The organism is Alkalihalobacterium chitinilyticum (genome assembly GCF_029028005.1).
In the GTDB taxonomy this organism is placed as follows: domain Bacteria; phylum Bacillota; class Bacilli; order Bacillales; family Bacillaceae_F; genus Alkalihalobacterium; species Alkalihalobacterium chitinilyticum.
In genome coordinates this window covers 33,332-51,371 of the sequence record NZ_JAOTPO010000006.1, presented here as the reverse complement: position 1 = coordinate 51,371, position 18,040 = coordinate 33,332, and the positions used below count along the sequence as shown (strand labels likewise).

General features: G+C 39.2%; 15 protein-coding genes and 1 pseudogene. 7 read left to right on the top strand and 9 right to left on the bottom strand.

Annotation, left to right across the window (positions count from 1 at the left end; genetic code table 11):
* Positions 1-14: 14 nt before the first annotated feature.
* From N7Z68_RS10240 to N7Z68_RS10215, 5 genes and pseudogenes are all read right to left on the bottom strand, one after another.
* Entirely contained in the window at positions 15-1,223 is a 1,209-nt protein-coding gene (locus N7Z68_RS10240) for a M24 family metallopeptidase (RefSeq protein ID WP_275118385.1), read from the bottom strand.
* A gap of 1,275 nt (positions 1,224-2,498) precedes the next feature.
* Positions 2,499-3,661 (bottom strand): annotated as a pseudogene (locus tag N7Z68_RS10235) (IS3 family transposase).
* Between the two features lie 293 nt (positions 3,662-3,954).
* Positions 3,955-5,700 carry a PucR family transcriptional regulator gene (locus tag N7Z68_RS10225; RefSeq protein WP_275118383.1) on the bottom strand — a complete coding sequence of 582 codons (1,746 nt, stop codon included), beginning with the start codon at positions 5,698-5,700 and terminating at the stop codon, positions 3,955-3,957.
* 510 nt (positions 5,701-6,210) lie between these two features.
* Positions 6,211-6,543, bottom strand: coding sequence for a hypothetical protein (locus N7Z68_RS10220; RefSeq protein ID WP_275118382.1), 333 nt, complete (start codon positions 6,541-6,543; stop codon positions 6,211-6,213).
* Between the two features lie 243 nt (positions 6,544-6,786).
* Positions 6,787-7,464, bottom strand: coding sequence for a response regulator (locus N7Z68_RS10215; RefSeq protein ID WP_308447223.1), 678 nt, complete (start codon positions 7,462-7,464; stop codon positions 6,787-6,789).
* A 214-nt stretch (positions 7,465-7,678) separates the two neighbouring features.
* On the opposite strand from N7Z68_RS10215, the gene N7Z68_RS10210 reads away from it, so the two are divergent.
* The 3 genes from N7Z68_RS10210 to N7Z68_RS10200 all read left to right on the top strand — a co-directional run bounded on the left by N7Z68_RS10210 (position 7,679) and on the right by N7Z68_RS10200 (position 10,942).
* Positions 7,679-8,122: an Lrp/AsnC family transcriptional regulator gene (locus N7Z68_RS10210; RefSeq protein ID WP_275118381.1), complete on the top strand. Its 444-nt coding sequence runs from the start codon at positions 7,679-7,681 to the stop codon at positions 8,120-8,122.
* 11 nt (positions 8,123-8,133) lie between these two features.
* On the top strand, positions 8,134-10,122 hold the full coding sequence (locus N7Z68_RS10205) for a S9 family peptidase (RefSeq protein ID WP_275118380.1): 1,989 nt from the start codon (positions 8,134-8,136) through the stop codon (positions 10,120-10,122).
* A 190-nt stretch (positions 10,123-10,312) separates the two neighbouring features.
* The gene (locus tag N7Z68_RS10200) at positions 10,313-10,942 is read left to right on the top strand and encodes an NUDIX hydrolase (protein ID WP_275118379.1); all 630 of its coding nucleotides are present in this window, start codon (positions 10,313-10,315) and stop codon (positions 10,940-10,942) included.
* On the opposite strand, the gene N7Z68_RS10195 is transcribed toward N7Z68_RS10200, so the two are convergent.
* Entirely contained in the window at positions 10,939-12,441 is a 1,503-nt protein-coding gene (locus tag N7Z68_RS10195) for an MDR family MFS transporter (protein WP_275118378.1), read from the bottom strand. The genes N7Z68_RS10200 and N7Z68_RS10195 overlap by 4 nt on opposite strands.
* A gap of 346 nt (positions 12,442-12,787) precedes the next feature.
* Between N7Z68_RS10195 and N7Z68_RS10190 the strand changes: the two genes are divergently transcribed.
* The 3 genes from N7Z68_RS10190 (at position 12,788) to N7Z68_RS10180 (ending at position 15,606) form a co-directional block, all read left to right on the top strand.
* A complete protein-coding gene (locus N7Z68_RS10190; protein WP_275118377.1) occupies positions 12,788-13,066 on the top strand; it encodes a hypothetical protein in 279 nt (92 codons plus the stop codon).
* A gap of 1 nt (position 13,067) precedes the next feature.
* Entirely contained in the window at positions 13,068-14,714 is a 1,647-nt protein-coding gene (locus N7Z68_RS10185) for a sodium:solute symporter family transporter (protein ID WP_275118376.1), read from the top strand.
* A gap of 319 nt (positions 14,715-15,033) precedes the next feature.
* A complete protein-coding gene (locus N7Z68_RS10180; protein WP_275118375.1) occupies positions 15,034-15,606 on the top strand; it encodes a YIP1 family protein in 573 nt (190 codons plus the stop codon).
* A gap of 186 nt (positions 15,607-15,792) precedes the next feature.
* On the opposite strand, the gene N7Z68_RS10175 is transcribed toward N7Z68_RS10180, so the two are convergent.
* Positions 15,793-16,041, bottom strand: a complete 249-nt coding sequence (locus N7Z68_RS10175; protein ID WP_275118374.1) for a YrhC family protein — start codon at positions 16,039-16,041, stop codon at positions 15,793-15,795.
* Between the two features lie 155 nt (positions 16,042-16,196).
* Entirely contained in the window at positions 16,197-16,892 is a 696-nt protein-coding gene (gene mtnN, locus N7Z68_RS10170; RefSeq protein WP_275118373.1) for a 5'-methylthioadenosine/S-adenosylhomocysteine nucleosidase, read from the bottom strand.
* 123 nt (positions 16,893-17,015) lie between these two features.
* Between mtnN and N7Z68_RS10165 the strand changes: the two genes are divergently transcribed.
* Positions 17,016-17,225: a DUF2536 family protein gene (locus tag N7Z68_RS10165; protein ID WP_275118372.1), complete on the top strand. Its 210-nt coding sequence runs from the start codon at positions 17,016-17,018 to the stop codon at positions 17,223-17,225.
* A 204-nt stretch (positions 17,226-17,429) separates the two neighbouring features.
* On the opposite strand, the gene N7Z68_RS10160 is transcribed toward N7Z68_RS10165, so the two are convergent.
* Complete coding sequence (locus N7Z68_RS10160) at positions 17,430-18,017, bottom strand: YrrS family protein (RefSeq protein ID WP_275118371.1); 588 nt, start codon at positions 18,015-18,017, stop codon at positions 17,430-17,432.
* Positions 18,018-18,040 lie beyond the last annotated feature (23 nt).

Here is an 18,040-nt window from a genome sequence, read left to right as displayed (position 1 = left end):
CCTCCTTGAATTAATTACGCTCCCATTCCCCCTGGCCATAATTTCTTTCCTGCGTGTTTGACAAACAACTTTCTCGGTGCACTTGCTAATAATTCATATCCTGTTTCTGTGACACGGAAGGACTCACTTAGTTCAACGCCATAGTCATCCATCCAGATGCCTAAGATCATATGAAAGGTCATATTCGGCTTTAAGACCGTCTGATCACCAGGACGTAAGCTTGCCGTATGCTCACCCCAGTCTGGCGGATAGTTTAGGCCGACTGAGTAGCCGATCCTTGACTCTTTTTGGTAGCCTCTTTTCTGGATCGATTTTCTCCAGGCGCGCTCCACTTCTTCACACGTAATTCCTGGTTTTATTACGTCTAATGCACTCTCCATGCCCTCAATAACAACTTCAGATAAATCCTTCACCTTTTCTTCTGGCTCACCAATCGTTACGGTTCGGGCGAGAGGAGCGTGATACCTTTGGTAACATCCAGCTAATTCGATTAAAACGGTCGTATTCGGTTTATACGTTTCATCGCTCCACGTAATATGGGGGGTAGATGTGTGTTCACCTGCCGGCATGAGTGGAACGATCGCGGGATAATCGCCGCCGAACTCAGGTGTTCCTTTAATTTGAGCTTCAAAAATTTTCGCCGCCACATCGCATTCCCGTACACCAACATCAATGGCTTCAATGCCGACTTTCATCGCACGAACGGCGATTTGACCTGCACGTTTCATATATTCAATTTCCGTATCCGATTTTATGATACGCACCCAATTAACGAGATTCGTACTGTCTTTGAAAACAGCTTGAGGAAGAGCTTTTTGTAAACGTTGAAAGCACTTCGCTGAAAAATAGTAGTTATCCATTTCTAGACCGATCACTCTCTTGCTTTGGCCAATTTCTTTTAAAATGTTTCCGATGAAATCATACGGGTGTGTCGTATTCGAATTCACGTAATAATCTGGGTACGGAATAATATGCTCATGAAAGAGCCAGCTTGTTACTTTCGCAGCATTCGCATCCATTTCTCTACCAATCCATAGTGGCTGCGGTTCATCGATAATCACGATCAGTGCTTGATGAACATAAAATGACCATCCATTGTATCCTGATAAATAATTCATATTGGCCGGGTCGGTCACAACAAGCACTTCAATTCCTTCTTGAACCATTTTCTCTTTTGTTCGACGCAAACGCTCATGAAATTCCCCATGTGTAAAATGGAGCATCTTCTCCCACTCCTTTCGCCCCTTTCTCCTTTTTTCCTTACTTTTTGTGATTTGTTATTATCATAAGCGAATGGAGCCAAACCCGATATTGTAAAAAGTGTAAGAATATTCAGTTATCATGTAGTACACTTTTGTTAGGTTTTGGGTGATGTGGGGGGGCGTGGATCTTGTGATGGGCTGTCGCGGGGCTTCGGATGGGGGGCGGTTTGCGGGGAGCCAGCTGTAGGGACGGAGGTTGCACTAATCACTCTCTATAATGCACTATTTATTTCTCCTAGCTTTTTCCTTTATTATGATTTAATCACTGCTTTAGTTCATGTATTCACCTAATTTTTTCCTTTATTGTGCTCTAATCACTGCTTTAGCTCATAGTTCCCTCTATTTTTTCCTTTATTATGCTCTAATCACTGCTTTAGTTCATGATTTTTCCTAATTTTTTCTATACCGCTCACTAATTACTGCTTTTCGTTCACGCTCTCTCCTAATTTCTTCCTCTACCGCTCACGATTCACTGCTTTTCGTTCTCGCTTTCTCCTAGTTTTTTCCTCTACCGCTCACATTTCAGCGCTTTTCGTTCACGCTTCCTCCTATTTTTTCCTCTACTGCTCACAATTCCGCGCTTTTCGTTCACGCTTTCTCCTAGTTTTTCCCTCCACCGCTCACGATTCCGCGCTTTTCGTTCACGCTTTTCCCTAATTATTCCCTCCACCGCTCATGATTCCGCGCTTTTCGTTCACGCTTTCTCCTAATTATTCCCTCCACCGCACACGTTTAAGCTCTTTTCGTTCACGCTTTCTCCTAATTATTCCCTCTACTACTCACGATCCAGCGCTTTCTCATAGTTTTTTCCTCCACCGCACACCATTCACTGCTTTTCGTTCTCGCTTTCTCCTAGTTTTTTCCTCTACTGCTCACATTTCAGCGCTTTTCGTTCACGCTTCCTCCTATTTTTTCCTCTACTGGTCTTCTGTCAAGAAAGTGGACAAATTTAAGAGAGATATATTTAATCTATTCCTTTATTTTTACAGCCTAAATGTATTTTTTTAGAGAGTATTATTATTATTAAGTATTCTGATAAATTTCTTAAAGACCCAAAGAAGGGAATTGCTCGTTGTCTCGCAACTTGACATGGAGCCTCCGCGGGTATGTCTTCCTAGCCACGAAGCCACTTGGTTTAATTATCCAGTGGCTAGCCCAAAAGGCTAACATACCCGCCACTCCACGTAAAGTTACTTTGAGTGATCATAAATCTTTATACCGCTCTTTCTCCTGTTTCTACTTCTTTATAACTTCTTTATAACTTCTTTCATATTCATTTGGTGATACATAGCCAATACTTGAATGACTTCTTCTTGCATTGTAAAAGCTCATGATGTATTCCCAGATCTCCTTAGTAGCTTCCTCACGACTAGCAAACTTATGACGATACACTAACTCTTTTTTTAAGGAGGCAAAAAAAGACTCCATGCATGCGTTATCATAACAGTTCCCTTTACCACTCATGCTTATTTGAATGTTGCATTCCTTTAAACGTGCAATATAATCGTTTGATGTATATTGACTCCCGCGGTCAGAATGGTGTATTAGCTTTTCTGAAGGTTTTCTTGAGGTAATCGCTCGATTTAATGCTTTTAATGGCAATTCTTTTGTCATCTTTTTATCTGTAGCCCATCCGACAATTTTTCGTAAAAATAAATTCATAACAGTAGCTAAATATAACCACCCCTCTAGGGTCCAGATATAAGTAATATCTGTTACCCAGACACGATCTGCTTTTTCGGGATTAAACTTACGTTTTAATAGATTTGGATAAATAGGGTTATTATGATTAGAGTCTGTCGTTACTACAAATCGATGTTCTGGAATGGCTCGAAGACCCATTTCACGCATATACCTACCAACGGTTTTTTCTGAAATCGTAATCCCTTCCTTATGTAGCTCTTTTGTTATCCTTGGGCTTCCGTACACCTCCCTATATTGAAAGAAAAGTCTTCGGACCTTAGCCATTAACTTCTTCTTCTTTTTCTGTAAATCACACTCTTTCTTATTAAGCCACTTATAATAACCACTTTTAGATACTTTTAAAACGGTGCACATCTTCACTATTCGAAATTCCTTTCGATGCCTAAAGATAAATTGAAAAATTACTTCTGGCTTTGCATGAAGATGTGCGCCGCCTTTTTTATGATTTCATTTTCCTCCTTTAAGTTATTGATTTGATCTAATAACTCCTTCTCCCGTTTTCTATATTCGCTTGGTGTGATATAGCTGATCTCCTCTTGATTTAACTTTATTTTATTACGGTAATCTCTAACCCAGCGTGATATTGTTTTGGGGGATATATCCATCTCTCTAGCGACATCTGTTGCTTTGTTCCCCTCATCTACAACTAACTTTGCAATGTACTCCTTAAATTCATGATCATATTTTCTAGCCATTTTGACACGCTCCATTTTAGATTCTTGTTTTTAAAAGTCTCTCCATTGCGTGTCCACTTTATAGTCTACATTCATTTCGTTCACGCTTTCTCCTAATTTTCCCCTCTACCGCACTCTAATCTCTATTGCTGTAACTCATAAATGCCCCTTTCCCTTTACTTAGCTCATAGGGCCTCGTAATCTCTCTACTAACCTAAAAAAGAGATATAAATCTCATCCGATTTATACCCCTTCCCTACTTATTCTATTTTTCTATCGAACACTATTCTACGAATTAAATATACAATCTACCTTCATTCAATGAGCGGCTTCTGAGAGTGAATATAGTTGCGGGCATCTTCTGGTGCGGATGTGGCCAGCCATATTCGAATGCTTAAGTTTAATAGGAATAAGTCGTCTGGATTTACGAGTGACAGTTTGGTTAGTTTTTCAATTTTTCTGAGGCGGTATAACAATGATTGGCGGTGGAGGGACAGGCTGCGTGCCGTTTTGCTGACATTGTAGTGATGCTGCGTAAATATTATAAATGTGCGGACGAGTTCCATTTGTCGGACTTGATCGTAATTGATTAATGGTGTGATTACGGATTCTGATAGGTGTTGGACTTCTTCATTTTCACTTAGAGATAATAAGATGCGTTCGACTTTAGAGTCATCGTAATACATTCTTTGACCGGGCCCTTTTTGGCGCCTGCCAATTTCGAGTGACTGCTGCGCATCTCGATAACTTTTTGTAAACTTTAATTCCTCATCATACACTCTGCCAATCCCCCACGACATGACTACTCCTGGTAATAAGTTTCCCAATCGTCGTTCGAGTAGGTCGAGAAAATAGTGAACACTGTCTTTTCTTGAGACCACGGTTGCTTCAAGGAATATTATAATTTCATCCAGTTGATAGGTCATGAGCAGTTGCTTTTCTAAAGATTGGCTCGCAAATACCACTTCTTCTTCAATGTAATAGACCATGCTATGCAACCACTTTTCATAACTCGTATGCTTGATTTGATCGCTTTTTTCATACATGGCTCGCAAATTTTCCGGATAACCGACAATACAAACATAAGGAACACTTACATCATATCCTAGCAGTCTGGCACGCTCACTAATCCGTTCCCAAGAGGTTAAATCTCCTTTGGCGATACTGCATACGAAATCATCCCGCAACTTAAATTCAGTTTCTAGCACTGCATTTTCACGTAAAAACCAAAGCGCACTTGCGGTTGAAGCGTGTTCGAGAAGATTAATAGAAAAGTGGCTTAGGTGCTCTTTAAGAGGGTGAGTAGAATGTAAAATAATAAATAAAAATCCGAGAACACGATGAACATCTTGGATGATCGGTAACTGGACAATTTTCCACGGGGGATGATCGAGTTTATGAATTTTTTGATGTAGTGGATGATGTGTCGTATCATCTGTTATAAATGTATGGTGGGGGACTTTGTTATCCGCTCTTAGCTTTCCCCACATCGATCGGATCTCTTTCGTTTGCCGGGCACTTCCTTTGACTTGACCGTCTTTGTCAGTTATGAGCACGGGGGCCTGAATATGCTTTCCGACATATTGTGCCACTTTGTCTAAATTTCCGCCATTTAATAAAATATTTATCAGTTGCTGCTGGACTTTTTCAGACTCTTTTAATTCTTGTTGTTGCCTGCGGTTCAGTTCTTTCATGACCTCATGTGTAATATCTGCAAACCTTATTTCCCAAGGAATGTCGATGATTGGAAACTGCGCTTGCTCAGCCAGTTGAATGACTTCAGTCGGGATATCATAAATATAACGACCCGTGGCAACTGCTAAGGCGCTTGCTTCAGAATCGACAACATCTTGAACATATTGCCCAAAAGCGTCAATATTTTGTTCACAGCCAATGCCAGTCGTTAGAACCAGTTCATTTTTACGGACAAAATTTTCCACTGGGTTCTCTGTAATTGAAACCCACTCGACATAACGTTCTTTCAAATACTTTTCCCCAGAAAGGACACGAGCCGAATCCAACAAATCGAAATTCATAATATCATTCATTGTAAGTTGCAAAGCTCTGCCTCCTCTTCGAAAAGTTCTCTTACTACCACAGTATTAAACTACTCTTCTAATTATTAGCAAAGACAAGTATTTTCTCTAATTCTTACCCTTTTTCGAGTACCAGTATTCAGTTTCCTTCATTGTCTGCTTCTTTTTTGCAGGTTTTTATAAAGTGAATTGCTTTCAGTGGGGGGCTTGAAAATCAGTTAAACCAATCGGATTTTTACTGTGGACCACAGGATGTCGGTCACACAGAAATTTTCACAGACACCTTAGTCTCTGTTCAACCATCACCCACTTAGCCTTTTGAGTTCCCCAAAATCTTGTGAAGCGGGAGTTTTTAAACGGGATAGTCTTTTGTTTCCTTCATTTTGATCAAAAAAATAGCTATCCAATGAAATGGATAGCCACTAGGGGGAGTTGGAGAGAGAACAGTTGGAGCCAACTCTTTGGTTAAGGAGCACCTTGTAAGATTAGTATAAAAAATAAATCTTATTTTTACAGCTTTTATGTCAGATCTTCTTACGGAAAAAATCCGTCTTTTTCTTCAATATTGAAGTAGTATCTCATTTGTTGGATGACTTCTTGTAATTGCTGGTTATCTTGCTCTTGTCTAGCCACTCTTTCCATCTCGCTGTACATCGATTGAAGCATCGATTGTGGATCATCTTGATGCTGATGCTGACTGGCTGGAGACGTAAATACATGGTCACTTTTCATATCAATGTCCTCTGCTGACATGGAGTGGAGTTGCTCCTTCACTTGATTTAAATTTGTTTTTAAATCACCGGAAATTGACTGTGCATGTTGTAAGAAATCGTTGACGATCTGTTCCATTTGTTGCTTTTTATCCATGATTCAATCAATCCTTTCTATCTACCCTACACATAGGATTTACAAGAACATGAAAATTATGTCACATTCTTTTATTAGATACAGTGAAACTTTTTCAGTGCAATTCCCCTCATCCTCACTGAAAATTAGTTGAACCAATCGGGTTGTTAAAGGCGCTTATTTTCCACTTAGCTTTTTGCTCCCTCAAAAGCTTGAAGTGGAATTCTTAGCGCCTGTTAAACGGGATAAAAAAGGAAAATCGAATTATTTTAACTGCAGTTCTTTTAAATAAACAATTGCTTGTGCGCGGTCTTTCACCCCAAGTTTGCTGTAAATTTCACTGATGTAATTTTTTACCGTTCCTTCACTAATAAAAAGTTGCCCGGCAATTTTTCGGTTGCTAAATCCTTTAACAACTAAAGACGCAACTTCTCGTTCTCGTTCAGATAAATGAATTCCGTTCTTTTTAAGCTTATCAACGTTTATTTCATTTTCGATCGCCGAATTAAATTTTGAAAGACGCTGTGCCAATTTTGATGCAATGACCGTCGGAAGCATTAACTGACCAACAGCAGCCTCTCGAATGGAGTGAATTAATTGATCATAATTCATATCTTTCAGCAAAAATCCATCCGCACCACTTGCTAAACCTTCGATAATATAGTCGTCTTCAGCAAAGGTCGTTAAAATAACAATTCTCATGTGCGGGTTTAGTTTTTTTATTTTTTTTAAGCTGTCGATCCCGTTCATGTTTGGCATTTTAATATCCATTAAGATTAAGTTCGGCTCAAACATCTTTACTTTTTCAATAGCATCTTGTCCATCTTGAGCGGTCGCTACAACTTCCATATCTTCTTCAAGTTCAATGATCGTTTTCAGACCTTCCCTCATCAATGTTTGATCGTCCGCAATTAATACTTTTATAGCCGTCAACTCACTCACCTCAATTTAAAATCTCCTACCACCATTATACGACGAAATTACCAGATAATTTGTAAAACAATTGAGTTTTAACAATAATTTTTATATACTTTAGCTAGTCCTAATTTGAGTAATTTTTTATAAAGACCATTCTTATTTTAGGAGTATACTTGCAAAGAGCGAACAGAATTAGACCTTATCTATCTTTTTATGACCTGAAGGAGGTATTTCTTGATTGAGAGATATTGATGACCTGGATAAGAGCATCCTTAAGCTGCTTTCAAAGGATGGAAGAATGTCTTTTACTGAAATTGCCAGTCAACTTGAGGTGACAGAAAAAACAGTGCGGACTCGTTATAGAACTCTTGTAGATCAAGGAATTTTAGAAGTAGTCGGGGTCGTTAATCCAATTTCACTTGGGTTAAAAGTTTCCGCCATCTTACAACTAGGTGTTGAGTCACAGAAGTTAAATGATGTAATGGAAAAAATGATGTCCTATAAGGAAGTACGGCACGTTTCTTTGATCACTGGGGAATATCAACTGCTCATGCAAGTAAATGTTAAAACATATGATGATTTAACATTGTTTTTAAAAGACTTGAATACGCTTTCAGGTATTAACAAGTCGAATGTAATGGTTCAACTAGAAGTTAATAAAAATACGTTTGAAATTCATTAAGGGGGATACATATGCCAAACAAAAGACCAATCACTAGTGAGGATCTGTTTAAAATTTCGAATGTCGGCGAAGCTCAAATTTCTCCATGTAACGGCAAGTTTGTATTTGTAAAAACAACAATTGATGAAGATCAAGAGTACCGTTCTCACCTTCATTTCCAACGTTTCGATGAAACTTCTAGTGTACAGTGGACATTCGGAAAAGTACGCGATCACTCTCCATGTTTTTCTCCAGATGGCAAGAAACTCGCTTTCGTTTCGAATCGTTCTGGAAAATCACAAATTTGGGTTATCTCTACTGAAGGCGGCGAGCCACAACAAGTAACCCAATCTAAAAATGGTGCATCAAACCCGGTTTGGGCACCGTGTGGCACGCAATTACTTTTTAAAACGTCATTAAAGCTAGATCAAGATGAGAGTGTCTTTGACCAAGAGGAAAAGAAGAAAGAAAAGAAGAAATCAGAACCTCTTGTTGTCAATCGCCTGAAATATAAATCAGATGGTGCTGGTTTCCATAACGAAACGTATCAACAGCTGGCACTTATTAATATAGAAACAAATGAAATCACAGAGCTTACTTCTGGCCGTTTTAGTTATGAACCGAGCTCTTGGTCACCGGATGGGAAATCGATCGCACTTTCAGCCAACTTAACAGATGACGCTGACTATCAAATCGTTTCCGATCTCTACCTTTTAAATGTAGAAACGAAAGAGCTTACTTTGTTAACGGATCATAACGGGGTGTACACGAACCCAACTTGGTCACCGGATGGAAAAACGATTGCTTGTTTTGGTAACGAACGTGAATATTTAGGGGCAACGATCAATCAAATTTACACGATTGATATCCATACGAAGAAAAAGAAATGTATTACAGAAACATGGGATGTCCATATTACCGATGCTGCCATTTCTGACATGCGTTCTGGTCATCCAAACCCTGGTCCGATCTGGTCAAATGATGGAAAAACACTTTACTTCACTGGCAGTGAAAACGGGAATACGAGCCTCTATGCAATTGATGAGAATCATGAAATTACACCAATTTTCGCTGAAGAAGGTCATGTGTATGGATATACGTTTGATGAGGATAGAAAATTTGCCATCATTGGACTTAGTGATGCATCCAATCCAGGAGATCTTTACAAAATCGTCTTAGGTGAGAAAAAGAAAACGAGATTGACTTATATTAATGAAGCTTTTCTTTCGGAAGTTCATCTTTCCATCCCTGAGCCGATTACAGCAAAGGCAAGTGACGGCTGGGAAGTACACGGGTGGGTCATGAAACCTCATGGCTTTGAAGAAGGTAAAAAATACCCAATGATCTTAGAAATTCATGGTGGTCCGCATGCCATGTATGCCAACTCGTTCTTCCATGAGCTCCAACTTTTAGCTGCTCAAGGTTATGTTGTTCTTTATACGAACCCTCGAGGCAGTCACGGTTACGGCCAAAAGTTTGTGAACGCTTGTCGTGGTGATTATGGTGGAAAAGATTATGAGGATCTAATGGCAGCAGTTGATTTTGTGCTAGAAAACTTTGATTACATTGACCAAGATCGCCTAGGTGTAACTGGAGGAAGTTACGGTGGTTTTATGACAAACTGGATTGTCGGTCATACGAATCGCTTTAAAGCTGCTGTTACCCAACGTTCGATTTCAAACTGGACGAGTTTCTATGGTGTTAGTGACATTGGTTACTTTTTTACAAAATGGGAAATTGGTGCTTGCTTCCAAGAGGATCCAGAAAAGCTGTGGTACCACTCTCCACTTCGTTATGTAAAGAACATTGAAACACCATTGTTAATTTTACACGGTGAAAATGACTATCGTTGCCCGATTGAACAAGCAGAACAACTATACATTGCCTTAAAGCATCAAAAGAAAGATACGATGTTTGTTCGTTTCCCAGAATCGAACCATGAACTTTCACGCAGCGGTCCGCCACACCTTCGCATTGAGCGATTAAATCATATCGTTAATTGGTTTAATGAAAAACTTTAATTAATTTATAGATCGCTTGTTCCCGCAAAATTGCGCTCATCTAGACTTAAGAAAACACTTACGCATTAAAAGAAGCTGACTCGAAGAATTGTTATTTCCCATGATAAATACATGGGAGGAGCGCAAACTTTTATGAGTCAGCTTCTTTTTTTGGTATGATAGTAATAAAAATGGCAAGGAGATGGAGGAAATGTCAGTAAATATAGATCAAATCAAGCAACTCCTCGCAAAAAGAGATGCTGGTGTTTTAAAAGATTCGCGTGCTTTAAAATCAGCGGTATTCGTCCCGATTATTGAGAAAGATGGTGAACTTCACATCTTATTCGAAGTACGCTCCAAACAGTTAAGCCGCCAACCCGGCGAAATCTGCTTTCCCGGTGGAAAAATTGATGCAACGGATCCATCTGAAGAAGAAACGGCGAAACGGGAATTATGTGAAGAGCTGGGACTAACTGATGCTGACATTACTACTATTGCTGCTTTAGATGTCCTAGTCACACCATTCCGCGGGACAATCTTCCCATTTGTTGGTCAAATCTTGTCACCCGAAAAGATTTCGCCGAGTGAACATGAAGTTGAAGAAGTATTTACCGTTCCTTTATCCTTTTTACTAGAAAATGAACCGAAAATGTACAACATGAATATTCATTTTGAGCCTGATGATAACTTTCCATTTGACCGCATTCCGAATCGCGAAGCCTATACGAAACGAACTCATGCATTTCCAGAGTTTTTTTACTTCTACGATCAATATGTCATTTGGGGCTTAACAGCTCGGATTCTTCAGCATTTTATTGAGTTAGTTAAATCTGATATCTAATTTTCATTTACTTTTTCATCTTGCGGTAAAAAGAATATTAATGTGAGACTAATGAGTGCGAATATGAAAATCCCCCAATACACATAAGATAACGCTTGTGAAAGAGCTTCTTGAATAAATACAACTTCTTGTTCCGTCAGTACTTTTCTTTGTTCGGGGCTTAAAATAATATTGACAATATCCATATCTATTTCATAGTCAATAGTTCCTACAACCCCTTCAAGCTGTGATTTCAACTTGCTATTAAGAATTCCACCTAATAAGGCCACACCAACTGCGCCTCCTAATGTCCGCATAAACATATTGGAAGCCGTGGCCACACCTCTCTTTTTCCAATCGACATGACTTTGGATCGAAACGATAAACGTTGTCGTTGAAAAGCCCATTCCTACTCCAATAAAAAACGATCCTAACCCTGCCCAAACCGGATGATGAACGATCGATAAAGTTAAATAAAAGGTCGAACCTAAAACTAAAGCAAAACCACCGATAAGAGCTGCTTTTCTATAACCAATTTTAAGTAGAAGTTTACCGGCAATCGTTGATGATATCGGCCATCCAATGGAGATCATCGTTAATGTAAACCCAGCAATCATTGCCGGCTGATTCATGACTCCTTGGACATACGTAGGAAGAAAGGACGATACTGCCAGCAGCAATGCTCCTGATGCGAATGATGCAATGTTTGCAATCACAATCAATGGTGTTCCCCATATGTCCATCGACATAATCGGTTCCTGTGCTCGTTTTTCTTGATAAATGAACGCAATAAAACTAATCCCAAAAAGACTGATACATAATAAGACGGGCAGTGAAAGCCAGTCCCATTGAACCCCGCCTTGAATTAACACCATCATTAAAGATCCAACACTGATTAAGATTAAGAGGGCTCCAAAATAGTCGACTGCCGGTCTCGTCTTCTCAACATTCTCTTTTAAAAATAATACGACTAAAAGAACAGCTAATATACCAAACGGAATATTCATCCAAAAAATCCAAGACCAATGAAGGTATTGAACAAATACTCCCCCTAGAACGGGACCTAGAATGGATGAGATCCCCCAAATACTTGCTAGATAGCCTTGAATACTTGCCCGTTCTTCTTTTGTATATATATCACCTACGATTGTTGTTGCAATTGGTTGAACTGCACCCGCTCCTAGACCTTGAATAAATCTAGCAATAATTAACCATTCCATCGAAGTCGCAAACCCACACCATATGGACCCAACAAGAAAGATGAAAATCCCAATCGAAAAAATAATTTTTCTTCCAAATAAATCTGCTAATTTACCATAGATCGGGATCGATACCACTTGCATTAGTAAGTACCCGCCAAAAACCCAAGTGAATAAACTAAATCCACCTAGATCTGATACAATTCCTGGCATCGCGGTCGCGACGATCGTGGCTTCAACGGCTGCCATAAACATCGCCATAATAATTGCAAACAAGACAATTGGTCGGTTCGTTGTTTTACGTTGTAATAGCTCTTTCATATTTATCATCTCTTTCTAATTATGTAATTTATTGTATTAAAATTCATATAAAATATCAGAAAAATTAAAATAAAATATAATTTCTTACGATTTTATCTTGAAACAATTCCAAATTTCGTGTAAATTCTAATTAAGTTTACTAATTTTTCTCTACTTGTGAAAGGGAGGGGGATCCTTTTAACTCATTTTTTTCTTCAACTAGGGGAAGTTCATCTCCATAAAACTGACTGGTCGGTCAGCTTTATTTTTAGTTTGAAGGCAGATTGAGTGTTCGTTCAGTTCATCAATGGGTTAGTGAGCTCAGGTAAAAATGAAAGCACTTACAAAATGAAGGGGGAGATTTTTAATGAGTGCGTATAAAAAAGAAGTTTGGTTTACAATTATTATGTCTGCTATTTTCCTACTGGCTGGGCATGTCGGCTTTATCTTTTCTATCTTTCCAGTAGAAGGGAACTTGTTCGGATTCCCAATTATGTACATCGTTCCAATTTTAATCGGTTGGTTTGGTATTTTCATTTTAACCCTAATTGCAGGGAAAATTGGAAATCACATCGATGAAGCAATTGATGAAGAAAATGCTCGATTAAGTCAAGACACAAATGATAGCCAGAAAGGAGTAAGTTAAGATGGACCAAACGTGGCAGTTATCCAATCCAATTATAGGTATCGTAATCGTTATCGCAACATTCGTACTATTCTATGCTGTAAGTTATTTTTCTAACCGTGCAAGTAAATCCGTCGAGGACTTATATGCCGCTGGCGGTGGTGTCGGACCAGTAACCAATGGTCTTGCAATGGCTTCAACATACATGAGTTTAGCTACATTTTTAGGGGTTACCGGATTAATCTTAAACCTCCAAGTTCCATTCGTTATGTTATGGATCCAAATGATTTTAGCTATTCCATTAATCACAATTATTTACGGAACATCTTTACGTCGTATGGGTGCTTTCTCACCTACTCACTTCGTTCGTGAGCGTTATGGTGTTTCTGCTTCTATTATCGCTGCATTGTTTATGATCTTAGTTTCAATTATGTACGCGCTAGGACAAATGATCGGTATTGCTGTTACATTTGAAACGTTACTTGGTATTCCTTATATTACTGGACTTATTGTTGGTGGTATTTTAATTGTTGGTTATGTAACCATTGGTGGTATGAGTGGAGCTACAAACAACGCTGCTATTCAAATGGTTATTATTGCACTAATGTTTATCGTTCCATTAGGAGCAATCATGAAAGCTATGGGTGGTTCTGGTTGGTACTTCCCTCCACTTTTATATGCAGATATGGTTCCTGCCATGTTAGAAGCAATGCCGAGTTTCTTTGACTACCAATATTCTTCTAAATGGTATTTTGCAATTATTCCTGCATTAACGATTGGTTCTCTTGGATTACCTCACTTAGCGATGCGTATTTACACAGCATCTAGTTTAAAAAGTGCACGTCAAGCAATGGTATGGTTTGCATTAGTTTTAGGTCTTGTTTTCTCTGCTACTTATGCAATGGGGTTTGCAGGGGTATACTACACGCAAATTTCTGGAGTAGAAATTTCTTCTGCAGATGCGGATAAACTTACAATTATCTTAAACTTAGTTTACAATCCTGAATGGGTAACAGCACTTGTTATTGCTGGTGCGATCTCTGCTGGTCTATCTACTTTAAGTGGTAACTTACTAGCAATCGGTGCTCTAATTTCTCAAGATATTGTTACGACACTTAAGCCAAACTTAACTAGTAAATCTAAAGTACGTCTAGGTTATATCTCAATTGCAATGGGTGGTTTAGTCAGTGTACTACTAGCATTTAATCCACCTGAATTCTTAACCGTAAGTATTCTCTGGGCCTTTGGATTAGCAGGCGTTACCAATGCCCCTCTCATCATGATGGGTGTATGGTGGAAAGAAGCGAATAGATACGGCGCAATGGCAGCTTCTTTAGTTGGTGGAATTCTGTACATCATCGTTTCTCCTTTCGTATTCCCTAACATCGTTGTCAGTGGCCATGCCTTAACAGATGGTATGGGATTATCTGGAGCAATGTTATGTGTACCGCTTAGCTTTATTTTACTAATTGTAGTATCATATATTACAAACCGAATCCCAGCTTTACAAAAGAACTTGCCTACTAAAGCTGATCACAAGTTAATTGAACGTATTCATGGTTGGAACGACGTTAATCCAGCTCGTTACAACAGCACATTTGGAGCATTTTTAATTACTGCAATAAGTATTGCCATCTTTGTCTGGGCACTGATGCCTTGGGAATTTTAAGTTAGAAAGGCGAAAGGCGCCTGCTTATCGGCGACAAGCGCTGGAGGGCCAGCATTAGTGTCCGGTCTTTGGACACGTTGATGGACCGAAGCGACCTCGAGCCGATGGCGCCTGCAGCTAGACAGATAGAAAAGTGGAAGCGCTCGTTTAGCGACGTATGGACTGGAGCCCTCCGTATGAGATAAAGGAAACACGGCGAGTGCAAACGAGCAGATGTTGACTTATCGTAAGGAGGAGAGCGAAGTCCACTAGACGCTGAGCGCTGAAACTAGACAATAGAAAAGCTACAACAAACAATGATATAAATGAGGGGATATTTATGACAGGGTTGATACTTTATATTCGCACCACTCTACTAAACCATGAAGCTATAGCCGAACTAACCACTTCTCCAAAATGGAATATATGGGGTCACCTTGTTACTATCCTTTTAGGTGTCATTTATGGCTTTATCTCTATTCAGCAGAATATCGACTATATTTCAAGCTTTGAAGCTGAGTTTTTAAGAAATATAGTTGTACCTGGATTTTTCATCCTATCTGGAATTATTATGGTCTTTCTGACGAGAGTGGCACTATCGCTGCTTTTATGGGCAGCCTCTCGCGGATTTGGAGGTCCTGGCTTACTCGGACAAATTTTCCGCCTGTCAGCCGGAGCCCTGATCCCTTCTATTCTAGCGATGCCAGGATTTATTGCTGACGGCGTTGGGGCGACAGTTCCATTCATCGCAGTAGTTGGTGTTTTATTAGGGATTGCTTGGATGTACATGACATGTGTAAAGATCGTGCTTGTTACGCAAAAATTTGTACCATGGAAAGCATATGCATCCGTACTCGTAATCTTTATCTTCTTTATTAGTATCTACTACATCGTAACGCCACCAGCAACCTAAACAAACCTAAGGTACCAGTTACCCTTTAGTTCACTAAAGGTACCTGGTACCCTTTTTGTACATACATGTGGTACCTTTCTTTGTATATGTAGGACCTTTTTATTGTATATATACCACCTTTTACGTAGCAAAGAAGAGGATGACCCAATTGTCATCCTCTTCACCATTTATATTAATTATCGAATATTATTGTCCATACTCTTCGTTATCGAGTTCTTTGCGATAGCGCATCGCTTTTCGGTGAAAAATCAATGCCATCACTAACGATAACACGGTTCCAACCATCATATATTCAACATAATTTCCTGTTAAAGGAACATCGTTTGGAATAATGATACCAAGAAACATAAATACACTTAAGGACAATAAAATAAAACCAAATCGCTTGTAATCTTCTGCTTTTCCTTTAATTTCACGAATCTTCTTATCATCCATGTTTACATTCCTCCCTATCAACACTCTTCTATTCTAGCATAGAAAACTGTAGTCAAGAGGATGTAACTGTTGTTACTAGAGGGAATATATAGGATACCCGCAGTTCAAGAACTGCTGGTGCCAGCTAGTATGGCACTGCCTGTAACATCCGCTCTTTACTTTTTCAATTGATCGACAATTAGTAACACAAGGTTCGCGGAATTAACAGATGCCTTCTCTAAAAATTGATCGTATGAAACTTTAGCATCACTGCCCGCTATGTCAGAAAGTGAACGAATGATAACAAACGGACAATTAAATTGATGGCATACCTGTGCAATGGCTCCTGCTTCCATCTCTGCACAGTAAGGGTTATTAAAGCGAACTTTTAAATCCTCTACACGAGCATGGTCGCTCATGAACGAATCCCCAGATACGATTAGTCCTTTTACAGAATGAACTCCAACGTCATTTGCCGCTTCTTCCGCAATCGCTACTAATTCTTCATTTGGAGAATAAAAAGCCGGCATTCTTGGGACTTGTCCAAATTCATACCCAAAGACAGTCGCATCAACGTCATTATATCGGACTTCCGTCGAGATGACGATATCTCCAACCTTTAACCCTTCATGAAAACCGCCTGCAGACCCCGTATTAATGACCTTTTCAACATTAAATAATTGAATAAGCAATGTTGTTCCAATTGCTGCATTTACTTTTCCGATTCCTGACTTTAATAGGACAACTTCGAGACCATTTAAATTTCCCTCATGAAATTCACAGCCTGCAATCGTTTGATCGATTCTATTGTCTAATTTACTTTTTAGTAATTCTACTTCTTCATCCATTGCACCAATTATTCCAATTTTCATGTCTATCTTCCTTTCATTTGCAACATTTACTTCAACATTTTTCCATATAAAACAGTAAAGTATACAATGTCCATTGTTCTTGGTATATTATAACTGAAATTTGATAAAAAGGGAGAAATAACGATGCAAATTCATTTAGATGTGATTGAAGATAAAGTAGAATGTTTCGAAGCTCGGAGCTTAAAAGAATTAGAAAAGCAAATGAATGAACAAATTGATAACAATAAGGTCCTCATGTTACAAGTTCATCATGTTCAGCATACTGTACATATTGACCAAAGAACTTCTTTACCTATATATACAGCCATCGTTCATTTTAAAGCGAAAAAATAGCTACTAAATATGAAAGTCTCAAGGCGTCGCTTATCGGCGACAAGCGCTGGAGGGCCAACAATAAGTGTCTTGTTCTGTAGACACGCTTGATGGACCGAAGCGACCTCGAGCCGATGGCGCCTGGAGCTAGACATCAAAAAAGGCTCCACACCTTCTTGTAGAATGGGGAGCCTTAATTTTATAATAAGCTATTAAAATCTTGTTTTATAAATATGGATTTGAAGACAATTTGATAACTTCCACTGGTTTCCAGCCGCGTTCTGGTACCCACTCGATCCTTACTCGGTAAGGAGTGTTTCTATTGTTCTTATCGCTCACTGTACCAATGGCACTCATTGCATCGCCACCATTTTCTATTCGCCAAATAGTCATGTCATCATCTAACCCTGTTGCATATTGAATGGCATGGGTCATCTCTTTCCAATTAACGCTATCTCTCGTAAAGTCTATTGTAAATGGTTCACTTTGCACGGTCCCAATCGGTTGCCATTCACCGTCAGACAGCTCTTCTTCCGCTTCCTCTTCTTCTTCACGAATTTCCTCGTTTTCTGCTTCTTCTTGAGAAGAATCGATATCACGGTCATTTTCGATCGTTTGTTCCGTTTCTGTACTTTGCTCTTCCTGTTGTTGTTCTTGCTCAAGATCAGCAATTACTTCTTCACTGCCTCCAGGAGTAAAGAAAACTTTTACCGCAACGTATATAATTAAGATAGCTACAATTCCGATTGCTACATTCAGCAACCGATTTAAACGACGTTTTTTACGTTGATCATATCGAGTTGAGTAGTTCATTGACTTTCTCTCCTTCCCAATTC